This is a genomic window from Sphingobacterium deserti (assembly GCF_000757725.1).
GTDB lineage: Bacteria > Bacteroidota > Bacteroidia > Sphingobacteriales > Sphingobacteriaceae > Sphingobacterium > Sphingobacterium deserti.
In genome coordinates, this window is record NZ_JJMU01000029.1 from 104,632 (window position 1) to 126,678 (window position 22,047).

At 41.9% G+C, this 22,047-nt stretch carries 23 protein-coding genes; 13 read left to right on the forward strand and 10 right to left on the reverse strand.

The window, feature by feature from the left end:
• The first annotated feature begins 10 nt into the window (after positions 1-10).
• The 3 genes from secG (at position 11) to groL (ending at position 2,637) form a co-directional block, all read left to right on the forward strand.
• Entirely contained in the window at positions 11-370 is a 360-nt protein-coding gene (secG, locus tag DI53_RS10005; protein ID WP_037498468.1) for a preprotein translocase subunit SecG, read from the forward strand.
• Positions 371-647: 277 nt separating this feature from the next.
• Entirely contained in the window at positions 648-923 is a 276-nt protein-coding gene (locus DI53_RS10010; RefSeq protein ID WP_037498471.1) for a co-chaperone GroES, read from the forward strand.
• Between the two features lie 76 nt (positions 924-999).
• Entirely contained in the window at positions 1,000-2,637 is a 1,638-nt protein-coding gene (gene groL, locus DI53_RS10015) for a chaperonin GroEL (RefSeq protein WP_037498474.1), read from the forward strand.
• Between the two features lie 57 nt (positions 2,638-2,694).
• On the opposite strand, the gene DI53_RS10020 is transcribed toward groL, so the two are convergent.
• On the reverse strand, positions 2,695-3,501 hold the full coding sequence (locus DI53_RS10020; protein ID WP_241462404.1) for a M90 family metallopeptidase: 807 nt from the start codon (positions 3,499-3,501) through the stop codon (positions 2,695-2,697).
• A 56-nt stretch (positions 3,502-3,557) separates the two neighbouring features.
• Between DI53_RS10020 and DI53_RS19590 the strand changes: the two genes are divergently transcribed.
• Together DI53_RS19590 and DI53_RS10030 are read left to right on the forward strand one after the other, a co-directional pair.
• A complete protein-coding gene (locus tag DI53_RS19590; protein WP_052072328.1) occupies positions 3,558-4,070 on the forward strand; it encodes a CD225/dispanin family protein in 513 nt (170 codons plus the stop codon).
• A 4-nt stretch (positions 4,071-4,074) separates the two neighbouring features.
• Positions 4,075-4,464: a DUF2752 domain-containing protein gene (locus tag DI53_RS10030; protein ID WP_037498480.1), complete on the forward strand. Its 390-nt coding sequence runs from the start codon at positions 4,075-4,077 to the stop codon at positions 4,462-4,464.
• A gap of 68 nt (positions 4,465-4,532) precedes the next feature.
• Here the strand turns inward: DI53_RS10030 and DI53_RS10035 are convergent, their stop codons facing one another.
• Complete coding sequence (locus DI53_RS10035; protein WP_037498483.1) at positions 4,533-4,733, reverse strand: hypothetical protein; 201 nt, start codon at positions 4,731-4,733, stop codon at positions 4,533-4,535.
• 96 nt (positions 4,734-4,829) lie between these two features.
• Positions 4,830-6,059 (reverse strand): exo-beta-N-acetylmuramidase NamZ family protein, encoded by a 1,230-nt coding sequence (locus tag DI53_RS10040; RefSeq protein ID WP_037498486.1) that lies wholly within the window; start codon positions 6,057-6,059, stop codon positions 4,830-4,832.
• Positions 6,060-6,827: 768 nt separating this feature from the next.
• Here DI53_RS10040 and DI53_RS10055 point away from each other — a divergent pair.
• Positions 6,828-8,018 (forward strand): exo-beta-N-acetylmuramidase NamZ family protein, encoded by a 1,191-nt coding sequence (locus DI53_RS10055; protein ID WP_037498493.1) that lies wholly within the window; start codon positions 6,828-6,830, stop codon positions 8,016-8,018.
• Positions 8,019-8,087: 69 nt separating this feature from the next.
• On the opposite strand, the gene DI53_RS10060 is transcribed toward DI53_RS10055, so the two are convergent.
• Positions 8,088-8,792 carry a LytR/AlgR family response regulator transcription factor gene (locus DI53_RS10060; RefSeq protein ID WP_037498496.1) on the reverse strand — a complete coding sequence of 235 codons (705 nt, stop codon included), beginning with the start codon at positions 8,790-8,792 and terminating at the stop codon, positions 8,088-8,090.
• Positions 8,793-9,397: 605 nt separating this feature from the next.
• Between DI53_RS10060 and DI53_RS10065 the strand changes: the two genes are divergently transcribed.
• From DI53_RS10065 to DI53_RS10075, 4 genes are all read left to right on the forward strand, one after another.
• Entirely contained in the window at positions 9,398-9,790 is a 393-nt protein-coding gene (locus DI53_RS10065; protein ID WP_052072318.1) for a hypothetical protein, read from the forward strand.
• Positions 9,787-9,918: a hypothetical protein gene (locus tag DI53_RS20680; RefSeq protein WP_275041040.1), complete on the forward strand. Its 132-nt coding sequence runs from the start codon at positions 9,787-9,789 to the stop codon at positions 9,916-9,918. The genes DI53_RS10065 and DI53_RS20680 overlap by 4 nt, the downstream gene beginning before the upstream one ends.
• A 28-nt stretch (positions 9,919-9,946) precedes the next feature.
• On the forward strand, positions 9,947-10,186 hold the full coding sequence (locus DI53_RS10070) for a hypothetical protein (protein WP_037498499.1): 240 nt from the start codon (positions 9,947-9,949) through the stop codon (positions 10,184-10,186).
• Between the two features lie 86 nt (positions 10,187-10,272).
• Positions 10,273-10,866, forward strand: a complete 594-nt coding sequence (locus DI53_RS10075) for a hypothetical protein (RefSeq protein ID WP_037498503.1) — start codon at positions 10,273-10,275, stop codon at positions 10,864-10,866.
• Positions 10,867-10,948: 82 nt separating this feature from the next.
• Here DI53_RS10075 and DI53_RS10080 read toward each other — a convergent pair whose 3' ends face one another.
• From DI53_RS10080 to DI53_RS10090, 3 genes are read right to left on the reverse strand one after another with little or no spacing between them, the layout of a single operon-like run.
• Entirely contained in the window at positions 10,949-11,788 is an 840-nt protein-coding gene (locus DI53_RS10080) for an endonuclease/exonuclease/phosphatase family protein (RefSeq protein WP_117624876.1), read from the reverse strand.
• Between the two features lie 32 nt (positions 11,789-11,820).
• Positions 11,821-13,602: a RagB/SusD family nutrient uptake outer membrane protein gene (locus DI53_RS10085; protein ID WP_241462405.1), complete on the reverse strand. Its 1,782-nt coding sequence runs from the start codon at positions 13,600-13,602 to the stop codon at positions 11,821-11,823.
• 25 nt (positions 13,603-13,627) lie between these two features.
• Complete coding sequence (locus tag DI53_RS10090) at positions 13,628-16,927, reverse strand: SusC/RagA family TonB-linked outer membrane protein (RefSeq protein WP_037498506.1); 3,300 nt, start codon at positions 16,925-16,927, stop codon at positions 13,628-13,630.
• Positions 16,928-17,193: 266 nt separating this feature from the next.
• Here DI53_RS10090 and DI53_RS10095 point away from each other — a divergent pair, with 266 nt between their 5' ends.
• A complete protein-coding gene (locus DI53_RS10095; RefSeq protein WP_037498509.1) occupies positions 17,194-18,279 on the forward strand; it encodes a uracil-DNA glycosylase family protein in 1,086 nt (361 codons plus the stop codon).
• A 249-nt stretch (positions 18,280-18,528) separates the two neighbouring features.
• On the forward strand, positions 18,529-19,185 hold the full coding sequence (locus tag DI53_RS10100; RefSeq protein ID WP_037498512.1) for a hypothetical protein: 657 nt from the start codon (positions 18,529-18,531) through the stop codon (positions 19,183-19,185).
• A 53-nt stretch (positions 19,186-19,238) separates the two neighbouring features.
• On the opposite strand, the gene DI53_RS20165 is transcribed toward DI53_RS10100, so the two are convergent.
• From DI53_RS20165 to DI53_RS10110, 3 genes are all read right to left on the reverse strand, one after another.
• Complete coding sequence (locus DI53_RS20165) at positions 19,239-19,421, reverse strand: hypothetical protein (RefSeq protein WP_131555232.1); 183 nt, start codon at positions 19,419-19,421, stop codon at positions 19,239-19,241.
• Between the two features lie 296 nt (positions 19,422-19,717).
• On the reverse strand, positions 19,718-19,915 hold the full coding sequence (locus DI53_RS20550; protein ID WP_206538019.1) for a KilA-N domain-containing protein: 198 nt from the start codon (positions 19,913-19,915) through the stop codon (positions 19,718-19,720).
• Positions 19,916-20,073: 158 nt separating this feature from the next.
• Positions 20,074-20,502, reverse strand: a complete 429-nt coding sequence (locus tag DI53_RS10110; protein ID WP_037498515.1) for a helix-turn-helix domain-containing protein — start codon at positions 20,500-20,502, stop codon at positions 20,074-20,076.
• Positions 20,503-20,679: 177 nt separating this feature from the next.
• Here DI53_RS10110 and DI53_RS10115 point away from each other — a divergent pair, with 177 nt between their 5' ends.
• Positions 20,680-21,903 carry a hypothetical protein gene (locus DI53_RS10115; protein ID WP_037498518.1) on the forward strand — a complete coding sequence of 408 codons (1,224 nt, stop codon included), beginning with the start codon at positions 20,680-20,682 and terminating at the stop codon, positions 21,901-21,903.
• Positions 21,904-22,047: the final 144 nt, after the last annotated feature.

The following is a 22,047-nucleotide window of genomic DNA, read 5'->3' on the forward strand; positions in this document are numbered from 1 at the left end:
CTATAAAGAAATGCAAACATTTTTAATTATCCTGATTGTATTGACAAGTGTTTTATTGGCACTGATGGTGTTGATTCAAAACCCAAAAGGAGGAGGTTTATCATCAGGATTCGCTGGCAGCTCAAATTTAATGGGTGTTCAGCGTACAGGAGATTTTCTTGAAAAAGGAACATGGGGATTGGCTATTGCCTTGATGGTTTTTTGCTTGGCAATCAACATTGTAGGCCCGTCAGCAGGTAAAAGACCGGGTGGATTGGGCGACCAAATTGAAGCTCCGGCGCAAACATCGCCATTGAACCTAAACGGACCAGCACAGCAGCAGCAAGCACCAGCTACAACGGCGCCTGCGACAGCAGATACAACAAAATAAGGCACTCTTTTGCTGAAGAAATTAAAAGTCTCACACCATATGTGGGACTTTTTTTTATCCGGAATTTTCGGTGCGGCTCTAGGTAGCTTCTGTTTAAAAGTAGGTAAGCCAATGCGTCTCGCTTAAGTAATGACAGGATGACACGGAGAAATTTGCTGACTGTCAATTTTAAGACCGTTAATGTGAAAAAATGTCAACAAACACTGCTTTTTTGCATTTGGCATAATTGGTGATAAAGATTGGAAGTAAAAACGTAAAACAATAAAACACAATAATTATGGCATTAAGTATTAAACCTATCGGAGACAGAGTTGTGGTAGAAGCAGCTCCTGCAGAAGAAAAAACAGCATCTGGACTTTATATCCCTGATACTGCAAAAGAAAAGCCTTCACAAGGAACTATTGTTGCAGTTGGATCGGGCAAGCCTGAAGAACCCCTTACCGTGCAGGTAGGTGATAAAGTTTTATACGGAAAGTACGCAGGTACAGAAATCACTTACGAAGGAAAAGAATATTTAATCATGCGTGAGTCTGACATTTACGCAGTGTTATAAGCTAATCAACAAATTTAGAAAACAAAAACAATACGGATTGAAGCTTGCTTTATCCACATATTAAAAAGTTATAGAAATGGCAAAACAAGTAAGATATAACGTTGAAGCTCGTGACGCACTGAAAAAAGGTGTTGATACATTAGCAAATGCAGTAAAAGTAACATTGGGACCTAAAGGCCGTAATGTTATCATCGAGAAAAAATTCGGATCTCCGATGATCACAAAAGACGGTGTTTCCGTTGCTAAAGAAATCGATTTGAAAGATGCTTTAGAAAACATGGGCGCACAAATGGTGAAAGAAGTAGCATCAAAAACTGCTGATCAAGCTGGTGATGGTACGACTACTGCTACTGTATTAGCGCAAGCGATCGTATCTCCAGGATTAAAGTCTGTGGCTGCTGGTGCAAACCCTATGGATCTAAAACGCGGTATTGACAAAGCTGTTGCTGCTGTCGTGGCAAATTTGAAATCACAGTCACAAGTAGTAGGTGCTGATAACAACAAAATCAAGCAAGTAGCTACAATTTCTGCGAATAACGATGACGTTATCGGCTCATTAATTGCAGAAGCAATGGAAAAAGTAGGTAACGACGGTGTTATCACAGTTGAAGAGGCGAAAGGTACAGAAACAGAGGTGAAAACTGTTGAAGGTATGCAGTTCGATCGTGGTTACTTATCTCCATACTTCGTTACAAACTCCGACAAAATGGAAGCTGAGTTAGAAAACCCTTACATTTTGATCTACGATAAGAAAATCAGCAACATGAAAGAGTTGTTGCCGATTTTAGAAAAACAAGTGCAAACCGGCAAACCGTTGTTGATCATTGCAGAGGATTTAGATGGCGAGGCTTTAGCTACATTAGTGGTTAACAAAATCCGTGGCTCACTGAAAGTTGCTGCCGTTAAAGCTCCAGGTTTCGGCGATCGTCGTAAAGCGATGCTTGAGGATATCGCCATCTTAACAGGTGGTACAGTTATCTCCGAAGAAAGAGGTTTTAAATTAGAAAATGCAGAGCTTTCTTACTTAGGTCAAGCAGAGAAAGTTGTGGTTGATAAAGACAACACAACCGTTATCAACGGTTCTGGCGATGCGGAAGATATCAAAGCACGTGTTGCGCAGATCCGCTCACAGATCGAAACGACTAGTTCTGATTATGATCGTGAGAAATTGCAAGAGCGTTTAGCGAAGCTATCTGGTGGTGTTGCCGTTCTTTACGTTGGTGCTACTACAGAAGTAGAAATGAAAGAAAAGAAAGACCGCGTTGATGATGCTTTACACGCTACTCGTGCAGCGGTAGAAGAAGGTATCGTAGCTGGTGGTGGCGTTGCTTTCATCCGTGCAACAGAAGCTTTAGCTGGTCTAAAAGGAGCAAACGAAGACGAGACTATCGGTGTCGAAATTATCAAACGTGCTATCGAGGAGCCACTTCGTCAAATCTGTAATAACGCAGGTATCGAAGGCGCAGTTGTCGTACAAAAGGTAAAAGAAGGTACTGCAGACTTTGGTTACAATGCACGCACAGATGTTTACGAAAATTTAATCGGAGCAGGTGTTATCGATCCGACTAAAGTTTCCCGTGTAGCATTAGAAAATGCGGCATCTATCGCATCGATGTTGTTAACTACAGAATGTGTTCTTGCTGATGAGCCAGAGGAAAACCCGGTAGCTGCTGGCGGACCTCCAATGGGTGGCGGCATGGGCGGTATGATGTAAGACATATCAATCCCTATAGAAAGAGGTTCCACGTGTTAAGCGTGGAACCTCTTTTATTTACTGGCTTTTTTCAGGCCTATTATACATTTCGTTCAATAATGCAAAGAGTTCGGGATGGTCTTCTTCGAGCTGTTTCGGTTTCTGAAAGAAATATTCTGAAACCACCGCGAGGAATTCAGCTTCATTTGTCGCTGCGTAATCGCGAATATCTGATCGGTCGTGCCGAATGGCATTAATAGTCTTATGCATCTCACGAAGCCAAGGTTGCACAAGGTCCCTTGAGATGAGGTATGAGGGCACGCCGTCGATTTCGCCATCTGCTTTGTCGATAAGGTGCACAAACTCATGAATGGCGGTGTTTCCCTCTGATGGGTGATCTTTAAACCCAGCGCGCAATGAATCTAGGGAGAGGATCATCTTTCTGTTCATCACACCTTCACCCACCATGCCTAATACCGTGCGATCTTGCGCTTCTATATCATATTTTTCATTAAATGTTCCCGGATAGATAAGTACTTCATCTAGATTTTCATAAGACCAGCGGCTAAAATGAAATAGGGGAATAGTTGCGCTCGCGGCCACCAATACACGATCCGTATCAGTTATAGCAGCTCCTTTTTCCGGTGAAATCTTCGTTGTAGCTAGAAAATATTGTACACGCTCTATAAATTCGTCTTGCGCGGCTTTTTGTAGTCTTTGGAAAAATGCTACGCTTCTTTGAAGTACCGATCTGACTGACGCTTCCTGTGGCAACTGGCTCCTTCGGTACTTTTTGTTTCCTACATACTTAAATACGTACCAAATTAACAGCATGCCCACCAAGGTTATAGCAAGAAGCATCCATACCTTATTGTCTATCATCATATCAGGGATAATTAAAAAAAGATTTTATTATATTTATGCAATATATCCATGTAAAGATGCAAAAATTTCACTATACAGATGGTACTAATACCTTTGGCCCTTTTTCTGTGGAAGAATTAAAAGGAAAAGGAATCACCGGAGATACATTCGTTTGGGCAGAGGGGCTACCAAATTGGGTAGCAGCTCGACAAATCCCTGAGTTGGCTTCGGTTATCAATGAAGGAGCACAACCCTATTACACAGGAACAACCCAAGTGCCGCCGCAATTTGGAGGGAGTATGCCGCCAACATTTAATAGACCTACTGGCAGACCGCCCAAAACATATTTAATTGAATCTATATTAACGACTATCTTCTGCTGTTTGCCGCTAGGGATACCATCCATTATTTACGCTTCACGGGTGGAGGGAAAGTATTATCGTGGCGACTATTTAGGTGCTGAAGCTGATTCGGCCAGTGCAAAAAGGTGGTTGTTCATCAACCTTGGACTCAGTGTAGGCCTCTGGATCTTGTATTTCTTGATATTTGGGTCTGCGATGTTTGCTGCGATGATGGGCGACTTCAATTAATTTTATGCTAACTGGACACCTCCGCTGGCTATTTATTGGGCTGGGAGCGGGTATTGTAAGTCTGCTAATCTATATTTACTACAAGTATGACCCGTTGCAGTCTGCCTGGTTTCCGAAGTGCCCTTTCAAGACATTTACGGGTTTGGATTGCCCTGGCTGCGGCTCACAGCGAGCAATCCACGCTTTGTTGCATGGTGACTTCTCGGCCGCTGTCCGATACAATGCGTTATTATTACCCTTCATTCCCTATGTCTTAATCGGTACAATTTTCCAGTGGAAACAAAACTTAACCGCTCCTATGCTACGCTGGCGCAGAATTTTGTATGGGGAATGGGCTATAAAAATTGTGGCTACCGTCATATTGCTTTATTTTATTGGCCGTAATATCTACTAAAGCGTTGCCCTGAAAGGCAATATAATTGGTAGTTTGTCTGGATGTTGATTGCACCAACGGTTCTTCGGTTAAGTTCCCATTGCTATTCCACAGTCTATCAAGCCATCCGAGCTATGTTTTCTATCTGCTGCTATGGATTTCAGAGAATTGCAGGTAATAATGATTTTCGCCCAGTCCTTTCGAAATAAGTGCGACATCAAGGTTAGGGTCACATATTTGTTTACAGTTTGCTGCGCAGGACCATGTGCCGTGCGTGCATTCGCGCCCATGTGCACGTAACATAACTCATTATGCGCAGAAAAGTACAGTTCTTCCCGAATTATAGTCGTTAGTTTATTTTGTTATCGATCGTCTGTAAAAAAGTCTTATTCGAAGTCTTTATAAAGCAGATATTTCTTTCGCATCTCTTTGTATGCAGCCAAATCATTTTTCCAAGATGCTCTAATTTCCTCCTCTGTCTTCCCTGCGATGATTTGCTTCCTTAGTTCGTCTGTGCCGGCCAGCTTGTCAAAAAATTCAGCACGGCTGAAAAACTTACTTTTATCAGGCATCTTAGTATAGAAATCGAGCACATACTTAAGGGTAAATTTATGCTTGTTTGCGTCAACGCTTCTTAAGTCCAACCCATAGTTGACCTCACCTTTGCCTGCCACATGCTTGGCCATACCTGATTTTTCTCCTGGCGTAAACTTAAAATCTCCGAATACAGGATCGGGATACCCAATGACTTGAAAAGGCCATGCTGTGCCTCTACCCTCGGATATGGATGTGCCTTCGAAAAGACATAGCGAGCCATACAAGCGCACGGAAAGATGGTTTGGCAAAGATGGTGAAGGGATCACAGGAAGCTCATACATCATCGTATGGTCGTAATTCTTTACAGGGATCACCGTCAGGCTACATTGGCGTCCTTCCTCCAGCCACTTTTCCCCGTTTATCATTTGCGCCATTTCTCCCATCGTCAATCCATGCATGATCGCCACTTTGTGAAAAGAAATATCTGCTTTAAATTTATCATCCTTACGTACAGGCCCATCCACCTGGTCTCCATTTGGATTAGGACGATCTAATACAATCATTTGTTTACCATGCTTGGCGCAGAGCTCCATAACGTGGTGCATAGAAGCCATATAAGTGTAAAATCGAGCGCCTACATCTTGTAGATCGAATAGCATCACATCAATTGACTGGATAATAGAGTCTTGTTTTGAATTGCCCCCATATAACGTGTATAAGGGAAGACCGGTTTTTTCATCCTTTTCGTTTCCAACTTTCTCACCACGCTCAATAGTGCCGCGAAAGCCATGCTCTGGTGCAAAAGCAAAGTGAAGATCCACCCCCTTTTCAAGTAGGATATCGACTAGATGCTCTTTTTCGGCACCCACGATAGTCGTTTGATTTCCCATCAGGCCTACCTTTTTATCTTTTAATAGCGGCAGGTAATCATTAAGCTGATCCGCTCCAGGTAAAATTTTAAGCGCCTGATCGGTCGAATCTGCTGATTCTATAACGGTTTTTGGCTTAGATCCAGACTGGCAGGATAGAAGGCTGGACGAAAGAATTATTAAAAGTGAAATAGTTTTAAACTGTGGCATAGCTATCGTTATTAGAAATATTGATTACACTATAAAAGTAGAAAAAATATGCATAATCATGCGTTTTTTTGCGCTGAATTTTACGTTTAATTATTAGTTTCTTTGTGGCCATAGTGTTAAAACAAGTATAAACCTGCAAATATGTTAGCTATGCTCGAGTAAAGAATGTAAACTCATTCAGCGACGAGCAAATACGTATTTAGTCATTCTGCTATGAAAATGGCCACTTACAGTTACCTACTATTACTTACGAAAAGATCCAATTGGCCTCAATCAAAAAAATGTGTATACAATAGATATGGTAATAGGTATTGCTGCATAAGGGATTTTTCCCTACTCGTTATTTAAGGCATGTTAAACTATAAACTACGACCTATTACCGTTAAAGCGACTTATGCTTTGGCCCGCTATCTTAGCTTCTTTGTCAACCTCGTTCAGTACGAAATGAAAAAAGGTGATCGATAAATTAACGATCGTATAGCAAATTCTAAGCTGGGTTATTAAAAATAAATGTGTTACATATGCCCAAGTTTGCTTACCCTGCATTTTTGTGCAATTGTATTTTCAAACGTTCAATTGTGTGTATTCAGAAATACCTTTGTAACAATTATTTGCTTAGTCACATGCGTTTTCTTGCATATTTCATTTTTAATCCCTATTCTTACGGAACTATTAATGAGTCGATGGTGCAGTCTTTCAGGCCTGTCGATTAATTCAAAATGAGTTAGCCATATTAATTTGAAACGTTGTAAGTTCAATTTTGTCATTATGAAAATCAAAAACATCAGCTTATTTATCTGCCTATTCTTGTTTGTTTCTGCGCCGACGTTTTCGCAAATCGTTCCGGGAGCAGATCGGATAGATGAATACCTCAATTACCTGAAAGGCAAAAGGATCGGCATGGTTGTCAATCCCACCTCACGGATAGGTGATAAGCCTAGCGTAGATAGTTTATTGGCACTCGGTGTCAATATTGTTAAAGTATTTGGTCCAGAACACGGTTTTCGCGGAGATGTAGGTGCTGGAGTTAAGGTCAAGGATGCTGTCGATGCATTAACCGGAGTGAAGGTTGTGTCGCTTTATGGAAAGACGAATAAGCCTACCAAGGAAATGCTAGACGATATTGATTTAATGATTTTTGACATCCAAGATATTGGTGTTCGTTATTTCACCTATCTGGCAACTATGCATAGGGTGATGGAGGCTTGTGCGGAAAATGGCAAGGAATTACTGATCCTTGATCGGCCGAATCCCAATGGATACTTCGTGGATGGTCCTATATTGGATATGGATTACAAATCAGGCATAGGTATGCACCCCGTGCCGATCACGCATGGGATGACGGTTGGTGAATATGCACAAATGATCAATGGCGAAGGATGGTTGGCTGATGGCATCAAATGTCAGATAAAAATTATCCCTGTTGCAAACTATACGCACGATATGGAATACCATCCTCCTGTCAATATGTCTCCGAATATTAACACGTATCAAGCGGTCATCTTATACCCGTCAACCTGCTTGTTCGAGGGCACAGTCTTAAGCGAGGGCAGGGGCACCCAATTTCCATTCACAGTGATCGGGGCACCCGAATTCAGGGGTATTTACGATTTTTCATTTACGCCAAAAAGCATAGCAAATATGAGCGCTACGCCTATTCATTTAGGAAAGAAATGCTATGGTTTGGATTTAAGAAATGTAGACCTAAAGAGCGTTCGCAAGGCACAAGCGATCAACCTTTCCTGGCTTATAGAAACGTATAATAAATATCCGGATAAAAAGATATTTTTCGATAATAAGCAAAGCAAAGAGATTGTGGTGTTTGATAAATTGGCGGGCGGCCCATTGCTAAAGCAGCAAATAATCGATGGGCTAACCGAAAAACAGATCCGCGACAGCTGGAAGCCAGGCCTCGAAAAATACAAGGTGATGCGTAGCAAGTATTTGCTGTATCAATAATTACGGATCGTTCAAGGACTCGCAAATCTTGACGTCATTATCAAGCTATGATAGATTTAATCGGCTTTCTTATCTGCTGGCCGCGCCCAGCTTTTTAAACAACTCGACTTTATAGCGTCCGCCAATTGGAATCTCAGGTAATTTACCTTTCATTTTGATGGTATTTCCAATGACATGTTCCGCATAATCTAAATTGATGATGTAAGATTTGTGCACGCGAGCAAACCTTCGCATACCCTTTAAGGTGTCTTCCAAGTCGATAAGTTTGCGCCAAACATAGTATTCCCGTTTAATTGTCCAGATATGTACGTAATCTTTATCTGCCTGGATATAGCAGATATCGTCATAAGAGGTAATAAAACTGTACTGCTTATCTTTAATCACCATATAGTCAGAAGCTAAATTTTCTGCTTTTCGAGACCTCAGGAGGTTTTTGGCTTTGTTTACCGTTTTTAATAAACGCTCAATCCCGAAAGGCTTGAGGATGTAATCCAATACATTCAGTTCATAACACGCTACTGCATAAGTAGGGTCTGTCGTTACAAAGGCAAAAAATGGAGGGTTTTGTAAACTTTTAAACAAGCTCAAGCCATTGATGTCAGGCATTTGTATGGCACAAAATACTAGATCCACCTCGTTAGTACTTAGGATAGTGATGGCAGCGAGTGCAGTATCGAATACCGCAACAATTTCTACATCAGCCATCTTTTTCAATGTCGATACTACATGTTTCTGTGTATGTATATCATTCTCAACTACAATGCATTTAATCATGGCATGTTCTTATTTTAGAGTGATTTCCTATCACACAACATTTTTCGTTTACTATGTAGAATAGTAGATTCTGTATCAATTGGCCCAATTACAATATAGCACCATAAAACTTACATCATCAAGACAGCTCCATTTCTCCATCTATATCCCAAACTATTTAAAGGATTTGTTTTATGTTCTTATTGTCAATGTTTACTAATATAAATAATAAAATATTACAAAATATGTTTTTAATAAAAATTCTATTTTTTGGAGAGAAAAAGAGATGGTGCTTGTGTGATCAAGTGGTTACTATTTGTTATAATTTGTTCCTTGTATTGGTTCTTATTTTCTTAAAATATTGATTAATTGAGGCTGTTAGGTTGATTCAAGGCTGTGTAGCTATTCACGTCTGTCGGCTATGGTTTGAACTCGGGCTTGAGTGCGTTATACTTCAGCAGGAATATCGGGTCAATTTTGCCTTTTAAACGATTAATATAGGAGTTCGTCGAAAATATTTCATAGGAATCTTACTGAATGGTAAATTAACCAACGCTTAAATTACCGAATTTTTTATTGTAAGCTACTTTAATCTTCTTTTTTGTCAAATTTAAAACCACAGTATTATGAAAATGAAGCTATCTATATGTTTTATCAGTGTATTCCTTGTTATGCAGACTTGCGTTATGGCTAGATCAAATGGAACGGCTGATTCTGTCTTGAATAACATTCAGGAAAGAGTTTACAATGCCTTTGTATCTGATGTTTCACAAAAAACGGAGAAACTGCAAGAGCTCAAGGGTCAACTGGGAAATCTGGATAAAGGAAAACAAAGCGCAATTTTAGTTTATTGGAGAGCGTATCTACAGTTCTATACGACCATACTTTATTCACAAAGTGGTAAAAAGTCGAACGCGAAGGAGGAGGTAGATTTTGGTATAGAGTTGCTAAGCAGCCTTCCTAATAAATCAAGTGAAGATTTCGCACTTCTCGCAAGGCTGGAAAGTAATCTGGTATGAATTTTGAAAAATTTTTTCTAGCGCAGAAAAAAGCCCGTGTCGGTTCGAAACGCACTTGGGCAAAAGAGAGCTCACAAATTCCTCTCTTGTTAATTAACGAATTTGATCCGGGTGTGGGCGGATTGTAAGATAAAACTATTTTAAATTTTTAAAAAAATGAAAAAAATTTCATTGAAAAATCTTGGTAAGGATCAGATTCTGACCAGTGACGAGTTAAAGCTTATTATGGGTGGTACTATCGATAGTGAAGATGGATATGAGGATGGATATAGTACATTTAAATGCAAATGCTATAATAGTGGTATAGTTTGGGAAGCCAAATATAAAAATACATCAGATATGGTTAATTATATCGATGGATCTTGTTCGAACGGTGGGGAATGTAATGCTGTTTAATTATTTATACGAGGCTGTCTCAAAATGGCAGCCTCTTTTTTATGAATTAGCAGGCGTTAGATTACCAATACAAAAAGGCTGATCTTTTGATCAAAGGTGCATTATACTATAAAAATGAAACTGGAGATCGTCAACAGGATCAATCGTTCGAGTTATTATCGAATAGAGTCCAGACATTTGGTGCAGAGTTCTATTTTGAAAAGGTCTTTTACAATTACATCAAATACTCTTTCTCCAACTCATTTATCGATCAAAAAGCCTTTATAGGGGATGGTCAATATAATGGTACTAGTCATTTAAAGTATTTCGTCAAGACATTCGTACAATATAACAATCCCTCCCTGTTTTCCCTTTCGCTCGTGTATTTCGCTCGGCCTGGAACCTTCATTAATACGGTGGATAGGGCAGAGTATAATAGCGATTTAGATCTTTATTACCCAATTTTTAGTTCTGATTATTTTAATCAACAGTTGCCTGCTTATAACAGGTTTGATGTATCTTTCTCGAAATTCTTTCGTGGGAAAAAGCTTTCGGTTGCAACATTCGTTTCGTTGAATAACGTATTCAATACGAGTAATGCAAGAAGGCCTATTTATAGTCGTGACTACAGCGCGGTCAGCTACGATTCCTATCAGTTTAGGACTTTATATTTCGGCTGCGTATGGTATTTAAAGAACTGAGCCGGCTGATGACGTTTTAAAAGGCAAACCCCACAAGATGGCTTGTTGCCGACTTGTGGGGTTTGATAATGCTCATCGGAACTTATTTCAGTTCCAGAACCGTCAAGATCGGAAAGTGATCCGATGGAAACTTACCAAAATAGGTGTCGGTCAGTATGCCCCACTTGATCGCGTCGAAATGCTTGCTCATAAATACGTGGTCGATGACCCTATTGTTTTTAGGCTTGCGGAAAGCATTTGCCGAAGAATTATTTTGATAAGGATGGCTTACCTTGGCGTGCACATCAACTATGCTGCCTGAGTCTGCAATCCTTTTGTACCAAGACGATTCGCGGTCGCCATTGAAATCACCGGTGAGTAATACCGGTGCGTCTCCTGCGATCTTTTTGATCTGTGCAAGTATCAGTTTGGCACTTTCTTCCCGGGCAACAACGCCTTGATGATCAAAATGTACATTAAACACATACAAAGATTTACCGTTGCGCACATCGTTAAGCTGTACCCAAGAGCAGATACGGTTGCAGCAGGTTGCATCCCAGCCCAAGCCCGGCTTTGATGGGTTTTCAGCCAACCAAAAGTCACCGCTCTTCAGCAAGGTAAACCGATCTTTTTTATAAAATATCGCGGAATGTTCACCGGCTTCCTTACCGTCATCGCGGCCCTTGCCATAGCGGCTGTATTCGGGCAGTTTGCGAGCAATATCATCCAGTTGATTTTTAAAACCTTCTTGTGTCCCGAGGATATCGAAGTCGTGAAACCGAATCAGGTTGGCGACTACAGGTGCACGATCAACCCACAAGTTTCCGGTATCGGCGGGATTATCGTACCGAATATTGTAACTTCCTAATGTGATCTGCTGCGCTTGAAGTCCAAAGCTGATGATGAATAGTAGGGCTACGGCGCCTAGTTTTTTCAAGTTCATTTCTATTCTATGTTTTTAGACAATAGTGACATTTATTCCCAGCCGGGATTTTGACCTAGATTCGGATTCCGTTGCAAATCATTGAGCGGAATAGGGTAGTAGTACATATGTTCTTTCCAGTCTCTCGGAATCTCGTTCATCCAGATCAGTTCACCGCTGCTACCGTTTTTTAGTTGCTGCGAATTGATGGCATTACCAATTGTCGCGGAGACATTCACATACGTCACGCCGGGGACGGGATTCGGACGCGTACCTTGGTAAAAGGCGACATCGAGTATACCATCCTCATTGAGATCCAACGGCGTGTTTAATGCCGGTACGTAGAATCCATTCCATTGTTGTTCCATCAGTTCGCCACGTTTCCAACGTAAGATGTCTGCGAAGCGCAAGCCTTCCAGGCTGAGCTCAATGCCGCGCTCTCGTCGGATTTCAAGAAGTGTAGGATCACTGATCTCCGGGAAATAATTGGCTATCAAATATGGATCTGCCTTGGTAGGCTTGCTTGATAAACCGCCGGTAATACCTGCTCTTGCACGCAGAACACCAACTGTGTTTGCCCAATCAGCATCGCTCAATGTACCAAGCTCTGCTTTGGCCTCTGCGTAATTAAGAAGTACCTCAGCATAGCGGAATAAAGGAATAGCGTTATTGTTTAGCGCGCCTGCATCATAGTACATATCATCCAACGTCCATTTGATAGGTTGATAGCCGGTGAAGGTGTAAGAAAATACTGGTGGAGCAGGCACTTGCTGCCCGTTGTTAATGCGCTTGTAATCGCCGGAGCGGATAGTTTGTTTCAAGCGTAAATCACGATCTTTTACTTCATCCTTAAATAGCATCGTCTGGTAGTTTTGTTGGTCTGTAAACGGTGTGCCATCAAGTTTCAAGTATGTATGTATAAACGTACGGGTAAAGCTGGCCTTAGCGCCATATGTCCCACTCGTCCACCACCAGTTTGCTTCGTTTAAGATACCTAGATTTACATCGGCCACTGCTGCTTGCAACACTTCTGTCGCAACAGGAGCAGTGCTGGTGAACACTTGGCGGTAAGCTAAATTAGAACCACCGGCTGTATTGATCGTATAGCCACCATTCGCCATAACTGCAGCAGCGGCGCTTTCCGCTTCGCTCAGCCAACTGTTTGCAGAAGCCGTTAAGCCTAATGAGCTATGATATTTCCTGAAAGTGCCCTCAAAAAGGCAAACCCGCGCTTTGTAAGCGTGCGCAACCCACTTCGTAACTGTGGTTCTGCTCGCATCGTTTGTTGCTATGATGTGCTCGCATGCGAAATTCAGATCGGCAAGCACAGAATCCATCACCAATGTTCTGGGGTCTCTAGCGCCTTCAAGCCGCGGATCATCCAAATCAAGTGGCTCGCCGATCCAAGGTACATTCCCGAAGCGTTTTACTTTCTCCATATAGAAGTAAGCGCGGTAATAACGGGCGATGCCTAAGTAATTGTTGCGCACCTGCTCGGGCACAGCCGGATCATTGCAGTTTGCAATAAAATAGTTGATGTTTCGCAGATCTGTCCAGGTCCATCCGGAACTGTTATTTGCAGCAAAAGCGCCGGGGCGAAGAAAGTTTTGCACTTCCCTAACCGCCAGGTAATCAGACATGGCATCACGGCTAGTGGAGTTCCGCGGAAGGAAATCCATATTGTAAAAGCCGTTTGTATATAGTTTCAGGCCGTTCTCCGTGCCGAAAACGGCGGATTTTGTGGCTGTTGACTGCGGTTCCTGATCCAGCTGTTTACAGGCCGAAGCACTTAAACAGGCTAGCAAAATCCATATATAGTTTTTCATTGTTTTCATGTGTATAATATTTGACTTTAATCCATTAAAATCCGAAGTTCAACCCAAATGCGTAGCTCTTCATCAATGGATAGTTGTATCCATCGCCATTGGTGCTGTTCGGATTTAAATCCTGATCAGAAGCTACAGCATTCTCCACGTCGATAGTCTTTACGATTTTATACATCGGGGAATAGGTGAATAGGTTTTCGCCAGAGAAAAATACCTTCAAACTGCGTGCACCAACTTTTCTACTCACACTAGTCGGTAGGGTGTAGCCAATTTGGATATTTTTCAAACGCAGGTAGGCGACATTTTGCAGATAGCGTGTTTGCGCCACGCCCAGTGTCCTATTCGTGTTGTTAGACGCGGCTCTAGACATGGTGCGTGGAAAGTACGCATCGGTATTTTCTGGCGTCCACATATTTCCGAGGTGGAAAGTCGGGATGTTGTTATAAGGCCTGTTATATTGTCCCCAAAACATTTCCGTCTCTGTCGATGGATACCATTGCTGCTTGCCCACGCCTTGGAAGAATGCTGCAAAGGAGAAGTTGTGGTATTCAGCACCGAGATTTAATCCATACATATACCGTGGCGCGGAGTTTCCAATAATGTGTCTATCGCCTGAATTGCCTACACGGTTTTCGCCTACGTTGATAAATCCATCACCGTTAAGATCACGCAATTTAATATCACCCGGTGCCCAGATATTTGTCGGCGAGGCGCGCATTTGTGGACTTTGTTTGGCATGTGCATCGATATCGGCCTGGTCGATAAAAAATCCTTCCGTTTCATATCCCCAGATCTCACCCAACACTTGTCCTTCATAGTAATCCGACAAAAGTTTGTTGGGATTGTTGTAGCGGTCGATCGTCGACTTGTTGTCAGACATGGTTACGCGTACATTGTACCGGAATGGTTTGTTGGCGTCGCCAAGCTGGTCATTCCAAGACAAACTAGCTTCCCAGCCACGTGTTGTTAGATCAGCATAGTTTCCTTTCGGCACGGCCGTACCAAATAGGGCTGGTGGCGTTAGTGCATTGGTAAACATATCCGTTGTCTTGCGTACGTATGCATCGGCGGTAAAGCTCAATCTGTTAGAGAGCATCGTGAGGTCAAGACCTATATTGGTCGTTGTAGACGTTTCCCAGGTCAATCCGGCCGGCAGTACTGCAGGCATTCCCGTAGTTTGCGGGCGTACGCCATTTAAGATAACATTAGACTGCGCAATATTAAAGATCTCTTGGAATGCGTAGGATGCAATATTACCATTCCCTAGTGAACCATACGAGGCACGCACCTTGAAATCGGAAACTAGATTTTCGGAAACGTTCCAAAAGTCTTCTTTATTGATTCTCCAACCCCCAGAAACCGATGGGAAGAAACCGTAACGCTGATCGCTCGGGAACTTTGAAGAGCCATCAACCCGCGCATTGACTTCAAGCAAATAGCGATCTTTGAAGGAATAATTTAAACGGGAAAATCCGCCTAATATGGCCCATTTCTCATAGCCGCCGCCCGTGCCAATTGATTGACCAAGCGCAAGGTTTAAGTCCGTGGCATCCTCGAAAATAATGCCGTTTCGCTGAACAAAGTTTCGGTTATAGGTGGATTGCTCATAGTTGTAGCCTACCATAGCTTTCAAGTAATGGTCTTCAGCAAAACGGTCTTCAAACTCTGCGTATATATTCGTCGCTAGGTATTGCGTTTCGCGAAGATCAACCATCAAATCATTGGTTGTTGTACCGATATAGGACGTAACGCCAGCGGAATTGCTGTAGGGCACCTGCACGCGTTTTTGGTGGATATCGTTATTTGTATTTCTAAAAGAGAAGTCGGCATTTACTCGTAATTTGTTGTCGAAGAAATTACTCCGAAGGCCGGTGATATTACGGAATACCTGCCTGCGCGTGTCTCTCCCATTCTTTCCATAAATAAAATCGCCCACGGTATAGGCCGCTGAAAAGGTAAGGCTGCCATCCGGGTTAAACATAGGCATGGTCGGGTGGCCTTCATCAGCAATGTTACGCCAGATTCCACCGCCTTCACCCACGTTGATGGGGTTATGGTAATTCATCACCGAGTAATCGGAATTGTTCTCGATCTTCAGCCATGGAAATACTTGTATCGATCCACGTGCCCGGATATTTTTCATATCGTAGTCGTCGCTATTATGACGAAACAGACCATCTTGCTTCAATAACCGGCCAGACACTAGGTAAGAAACCTTATCGTTGCCACCGGTAATGGACAAGTTGTTTTCCATAGCGGGTGTGTGGGGCTTATAGAGTTCTTTGTAATAGTCTACACTTCCGTAATACGTGTATTCGCCCGTTACTGGGTCGATCTCTACTTCATTATAAGGTTGCCCGGATTCCACACGACGTTTAAATTCATCGAGGTAGGCTTGTGAAAATTTCTGCGTTTTATTGGCATTTTGTGGGAAAGATCCATCACCATTTATAAAAGCCTCTGCGAACATTTTTGACCAGGTATACCCATCTGTTACAAAATCAGGAACCTGTAAAGGACTTTTTAGCGCATAGTTGCCTGCATAATTCAATTGCACCTGTCCTTTTTTAGCTTGCTTGGTGGTGATTAGCACCACGCCAAAAACACCGCGCGCACCATAGATAGCGGCAGATGCGGCATCTTTCAAGATGGAGACGCTTTCGACATCATTCGGGTTGAGCAAACTAGGGTCGCCCTCGAAGCCATCAATCAAAACAAGCGCGCTTCCGCCTTGCCCGATGGACGTGGTTCCCCTGATATTATAAGCCGGTGATTGGGTAGGCTTGCCATCGGCCATCCGCAGGTTTAAGTTGGGGAGCAAGCCTTGTAAGCCCTGTGTCAGGTTTGTGATTGGCCGGTTTTCCAATACTTTGGATGTAATTTGATCTACGGCGCCTGTGGCATTTTCCCTTTTTTGTGTTCCGTATCCTACTACAATAACTTCGTTCAGCGTTCCTGATTCTCCGGTAAGCTGAACGTTGAGCGTGTTTTCGCCACTTTTGACGACCGTCTTATCATACGTGGCCGTGGTGTAGGATACAAAACTGACGACGATGCTATAGGTTCCTTCGCTTAGGTTGATGCGGAAAGATCCGTCGGCATCACTCTGCGTCGTGAGATTAAGTTCTTTGACGAGGACAGTCGCGCCAGCCAATGGCATGCCGTTTTGATCGACCACTTTGCCGCGTAGCGATGCGTTTTGCCGGATAGGGGAGCTGTGTTCAACGATACGCCTGTCTGCTGCTCTACTGGGCGTAATCATGCCTTGATCTGTAAGGTTTGCAGCTAAGGCAATGAGCGCAACCTTCAGAAAAAAGTTTTCTGATTGTTTCATTAGAAATTGGGGTTTAGAGTATTATCGATACGGTTATCGAATGGCCAAAACTACATCCGGAAAATGAATAGAATATTAAGGATGTATTACTAATTGGTGAGCTTATTCTTTTGAATTATCCTGTGATATTAAGTTATTGTGAAGGTTGATTAGAAACGATTGGTATTATTATTTACAATCCAAGTAAGTCCAAGCTCGATAGACATTCAATACGAAGCTTTATAATTCTATGCTCTGCTATAGCGAAATGTTTATATATTGACTAAATGAAAAAAATAGAGAATTGGGCGGCAAAAGTGATTGATACAATAACGCCCCATGCAGAAAAGCTCAATAGGGATTTTTACCCACTACAGTCTCCTATTAAAAAATATGTTGATGTATTATTCATAGGGCTTAATCCAGGGGGCGGATACACCTATGCATCGCAAAAGACCAATCTTTCATGGGAATTCCGTAACGGCCGTATGACAGTCGAAAGACTATTAAAAGGTAATCCTGATTTTTCTAGTGCGTTAGAAAGCTGGTCTCTATTCAGAGGCTTGAAGCAAATCCCCTATATACATAAGGTCTTGCAAAAGGATAATTATGCCTATACAAATTACTATTATATCAGTACGCAATCCTTCGACGAAGCTTTAACCGATCCCGATCAAACCCAAGCGATAAAGCAATGCAAAGAATTAACGCTGGAACTGATCCGCCTTATACAACCCAAAACAATACTTGTGTTAGGAACGTCTAATGGTATTGACAAACTCCCATTTAGCAATAAAAAAACAATACTAGAAGGCATCAAAAAGCGATTATTAGTGTCCGCTGAATTTGAGGGGATAAACGTTTACGCCATTCCCCACCCGTCTACCTTGGCTATTTCAAAAGAGGAGATCAAAGCGTTGAACACAAACCTAATCGAATTGATAGAAAGCAGAACTTTAACGTCTTTTGCTTTCGATCGAAAGTTTGCGGAACAGTTTTCAGTAGCAGCCTTCCTGCAGTTAGCTTCCTCGCAAAATATATCTTTTGAACAATTCATTACGAATGATCGAAAAGCTGAATTCCGCAAAACGGTTAAAATAAATGGAGATAATCTATTGATCAAAATTGTTGTCAAAACAAACGAAAAATATTTAGGCATTCGGGATGCAAATGCCGGCAATAAAGGGAATGCTGACCGGTTTTATAAAGATATTCTTAATACGGAATATCACTGTACGAAAGTAGCAGACCCGAAGATTATCAAGGAAGGAGCTTGGTTAATAAAGAAGAATTTCAATGCTTATGAAGCCCTATCGTTAGCAGATTTATATAATGCGGTGTTGGTTGATATTCAAAATCTGACCCGTGTTTAAAAAATCAAGGGCACAAGGAGCAGATTACCGCTTGATAATTCCCGTTTTAGAACATTATAATTTGAATTGCCAAGGTCTGTTGCGACTTGATATACTTTCTGCCTACGTACTTGTATTGAATACTCCTCTGTATCTATGTTTTTGAAATAAAATCAAACAAAATTTCACATTTGTTTTTGTAGAAATGTGTAATATTAAATAAATAGAAATTATTATATATTTTTGTCGCCTAAATTGCATTTAAACGTTATGATCAAAACATTAATTATCGGCATTCTGTTGTGTATAGGCTTGTGCAGTGTCGGGCAGGTTGCTATGCGTCCTGAAATCAATTATCCAGAAGGAATCTATTTGACGAAAGAGGACTTTATAAAAAAGACACCAAGCGATAATAAAGAGGTAGTCGTGAAGAGCATAGCGTTGAAGCCGAAGACTATTCATGATTCCATTCCAGACCATTGCATGTTTTATTACAAAGAGAGTGATAAGAAAGTGAAAAATGTATTTGCTATCTCGCACCAAGGTAATCTTTATTTTCAGGCGCTCTCCATTTTGAAGAACTGCACTAAAAAAGACAAAACAGAAACGACCCATGCCTTAAATTCCTTTTGCAGGGTGCTTATTGGCGGCTCAAATTACCTCTATACAGAACTGGATCTAGCAAATTCATGGAAGCAAGGGTTAGGATACGGTTTAGGTGGAGCGGCCGGAGGTGCTATAGCTGCAAGTGCCATTAAGGGTAAGGGCCTAGTGTGGGATTTCAAGAACGAGGAATTCAACATCTTTCGGCATTGCAAGGATTATAACGAGTTTATGACGGATGTATATCCAGATGGCGTGCAAAAGTGCGAAGGTAAGCAGCCAGATATGGTGCAGGTAAGAGCTACTATGGAACTGATTAAATGATTTCGCTGGGTGGCCTGTAAGGGAATTTTCTGTTGCTCGTATAGTCGATCTAGTTAAACTGTACCAATGGCTTGTTTTAAGTAGAGATCAACCGGCAAGCACCGGGTTTCCCTCCCCGTCGCCAAAACCGATGGGGCGAGCAGTTTAGCAATAACCTGCTTGCGCTCTTCTTTTCTATCGGCCAGCATTAACAAAATGTAGGAATCTTTATTTTCTTTCCTAATTCCTCTTTCCATTCACTTTCCTGCGCCATTGTTTCGTTAATCTTGTCACGATAATATAACTGATACCAGCCTAATTGCTTGTGTTCTTCCTCCTTCAGCCGTTGAAATTCAGTTATCAAGTACAATTTAAATGGTACGCCAATGGCAGAGCCGAATTTGAAGGCAATATCTTTATGGGCTTAGGTTCCGCCGTATTTCCTTTTTTTACGATAATACCAATTGCATCGGTTTTTTCGATCCATTCTGAAACACTCAACACGAAATTTGGTAAACCAGACTGCATTTTAAAGTGGTCGGATTCGACCACTTTAAAAATGGACATTATTAATTTGTTCCCAAATACTCAAAAATTCAAGAGCATAACTTGTCCTGAGCAGGTTTTTGATAACGTCGGCGGCACGACTATCGCCTTCTTTTGCATTTGCCATATCGGTGAGGGAGATATAATCGCTATCTGCTATCGATATAACCGTGATTTCGGTATGATGTACATTGATTTTTGCCATTTCAATTAGGTCGTTTGATTTCCGTTGTACATATAGCTATTTCTGAAAGGCCAAGAAGCTTGTGTCTTCAGAAATAGAAAGCCCGATGGTCACATCAGGCTTTTAATTTGCTCGTGGGAGCAGGATAGTATTGACTCGAACAAAGGCTACATTACAGCTTATTTTCCTTTCAGCAAGCGCTCCAAATAGTCTACTTTAGATTTTTCGGCTTCTAAGAGGCGTTCGTAGAGCTTTTTGTTTTCTTCATGTGACTCGATAAGTTTATCGAGAGGATTGAAGTTTGGTTGGTAATTCACTGCGCTTGCGATCAAGGTCGAATTGTCGCTGCTCGTATTGTGATAAGTGTTATTAATAATATTGAACACGGCTTCCTCACTAAAATTTTCAATAGCTTCTGGCGTAACACCCAAAATATTAGCAACCTGCGCTAAAAGACTGGCTTCGATAGCAGCACTTTTCTCGATATTGGATACAGTTTGCTGACTCACGCCCAATTCAATGGCTAATGCTTCTTGCTTCATACCGCGCAGTTCGCGGATCCGGCTGATCTTTCTTCCTATATGGTTTGTCGTGTGGGTTGTGCTCATACCTCCAAAGTTAAAAATATTCAGCGTTTAAGATACGAAATATCTTGGGATGGTACAAAACCAAGATGGCTTGTATGTTACCAAGCCTGCTGGTGGTATACAAAGCGTAATGGTTCGGCACGCGGATGATGCTGTGTTTATTTGCGTATCGGTACATCATTTATAACAAGCAAAATTATGGATAATGCATATTTAACCAATCCAGGAAGTAAGTGGGATACGCCTTTGTATTTGCTAGACGGCGGAATTGCCGAAGCATTACAGCACGATACATTCGCATCGTTTAACAAGAAAATGTGGAAGCTGCTCGTTGCATTGACTTCAAGGCAAGAAAGCAGTGCAGCTGAAAAAAAGCAATTGAAGAAAACGTTAGCTAACATCGTGCTCATGATCAACGGCTGCCATTATTTTTTGCACCATAAAAATCGTTTGCACTATACCGATGAATGGATCGATATCGACTGGGTGAAAAATCCGTACCGCTGTCTTAAAAAATATCGGTCAGCAGATGATGCACGGCTTAACCATCATCTGGCGCATTTTAAGGATCATTTTACGCTGCTTAATAGGCGAGAAGGACAAAACTTTGCCCTAGCATTTGCAGATCTTTTTAGCGTGATAGACCTCAGTGCTTGGCTCAGGCTCTTGAAAGGTTGGAAGTGCTGTATCGAATCGCAGGGCAGCTTATTTGAAGATGCTGGAGACTATGCGCCGTTGGAAACTTATGCACAACTATCAAAATTGCATGAAGCCTGTCGGTTGGCGTTGTATTGGGCAGATCTTTCCTATCCTCCTCCAAATCGGCATTTGGTTGAAGACTATCTGGCGTCGGAGTATGAGAACGGCTATCAGAGCGCTAGTCCTTTAGAAATGATCAGTGATGTGTTTTATAAGCGAAGTTATGCGGATATACAGGCAAGCATCATATCGCTCTATGCACTATCTCCGCGCCAGGAACTGCCCTTCGCCACTCCGCCCCATATTTTACGTGCTGTGTTACGCTGGATCCTGGAAACGGGATGGCTATTGCTGCAAACGGATTTTTTTCCGAAAACCTGGCTCGATGCCGATCGTTTTGATTATCTGCACTGTCCTGTTGCGCAAAAGCAAACGGCATATTGGCGCGCTAAAAGTTTATCTTTCAAGGAGCGAAAAAACCTGCAAAAGACCTTGTCTAAATTATATCACGGTATGGATATCCGCAAGCAGATCTACCGTGTGGAAGAACGGATTATCACCTGTTGCGAAGCGCAGGAAAATGTGGGAATGGAGGAAGATGATTTGGAAACGCGAAACCTCCTGCTGAAGACGTTGGATGTACTGACGTTGATTATGCTGGATCTGCACAAACGCCGGACTAGATCGGATGGGGTTTGTTATCCGGCAGAAGTGGTGGGGTGATGCGCTCGTGCTGTTCCCAGTAGAGGGCTTTTAGCTACTGATATTTCACAAGTTTTTTAAATCTTATTAGGCTGTAGTTGCTGCGGTGATTTGATATCGTTTTTTTTGTCTTCAAGTAATTTAATAGTATAAATATATATTTTG

Bases quoted from the DNA above. Each gene is read 5' to 3' on its own strand.
- DI53_RS10040 (WP_037498486.1), bottom strand. From the start codon at position 6,059: ATGCCACAGTTTAAAACTATTTCACTTTTAATAATTCTTTCGTCCAGC.
- secG (WP_037498468.1), top strand. From the start codon at position 11: ATGCAAACATTTTTAATTATCCTGATTGTATTGACAAGTGTTTTATTG.
- DI53_RS10090 (WP_037498506.1), bottom strand. From the start codon at position 16,927: ATGAAACAATCAGAAAACTTTTTTCTGAAGGTTGCGCTCATTGCCTTA.
- DI53_RS10095 (WP_037498509.1), top strand. From the start codon at position 17,194: ATGAAAAAAATAGAGAATTGGGCGGCAAAAGTGATTGATACAATAACG.
- DI53_RS10080 (WP_117624876.1), bottom strand. From the start codon at position 11,788: ATGAACTTGAAAAAACTAGGCGCCGTAGCCCTACTATTCATCATCAGC.
- DI53_RS10055 (WP_037498493.1), top strand. From the start codon at position 6,828: ATGAAAATCAAAAACATCAGCTTATTTATCTGCCTATTCTTGTTTGTT.
- DI53_RS20680 (WP_275041040.1), top strand. From the start codon at position 9,787: ATGAATTTTGAAAAATTTTTTCTAGCGCAGAAAAAAGCCCGTGTCGGT.
- DI53_RS10100 (WP_037498512.1), top strand. From the start codon at position 18,529: ATGATCAAAACATTAATTATCGGCATTCTGTTGTGTATAGGCTTGTGC.
- DI53_RS10035 (WP_037498483.1), bottom strand. From the start codon at position 4,733: ATGGGCGCGAATGCACGCACGGCACATGGTCCTGCGCAGCAAACTGTA.
- DI53_RS19590 (WP_052072328.1), top strand. From the start codon at position 3,558: ATGCAAAAATTTCACTATACAGATGGTACTAATACCTTTGGCCCTTTT.
- DI53_RS10060 (WP_037498496.1), bottom strand. From the start codon at position 8,792: ATGATTAAATGCATTGTAGTTGAGAATGATATACATACACAGAAACAT.
- DI53_RS10085 (WP_241462405.1), bottom strand. From the start codon at position 13,602: ATGAAAACAATGAAAAACTATATATGGATTTTGCTAGCCTGTTTAAGT.
- groL (WP_037498474.1), top strand. From the start codon at position 1,000: ATGGCAAAACAAGTAAGATATAACGTTGAAGCTCGTGACGCACTGAAA.
- DI53_RS10115 (WP_037498518.1), top strand. From the start codon at position 20,680: ATGGATAATGCATATTTAACCAATCCAGGAAGTAAGTGGGATACGCCT.
- DI53_RS10030 (WP_037498480.1), top strand. From the start codon at position 4,075: ATGCTAACTGGACACCTCCGCTGGCTATTTATTGGGCTGGGAGCGGGT.
- DI53_RS10065 (WP_052072318.1), top strand. From the start codon at position 9,398: ATGAAAATGAAGCTATCTATATGTTTTATCAGTGTATTCCTTGTTATG.
- DI53_RS10010 (WP_037498471.1), top strand. From the start codon at position 648: ATGGCATTAAGTATTAAACCTATCGGAGACAGAGTTGTGGTAGAAGCA.
- DI53_RS20550 (WP_206538019.1), bottom strand. From the start codon at position 19,915: ATGGCAAAAATCAATGTACATCATACCGAAATCACGGTTATATCGATA.
- DI53_RS10020 (WP_241462404.1), bottom strand. From the start codon at position 3,501: ATGATGATAGACAATAAGGTATGGATGCTTCTTGCTATAACCTTGGTG.
- DI53_RS20165 (WP_131555232.1), bottom strand. From the start codon at position 19,421: ATGGAAAGAGGAATTAGGAAAGAAAATAAAGATTCCTACATTTTGTTA.
- DI53_RS10070 (WP_037498499.1), top strand. From the start codon at position 9,947: ATGAAAAAAATTTCATTGAAAAATCTTGGTAAGGATCAGATTCTGACC.
- DI53_RS10110 (WP_037498515.1), bottom strand. From the start codon at position 20,502: ATGAGCACAACCCACACGACAAACCATATAGGAAGAAAGATCAGCCGG.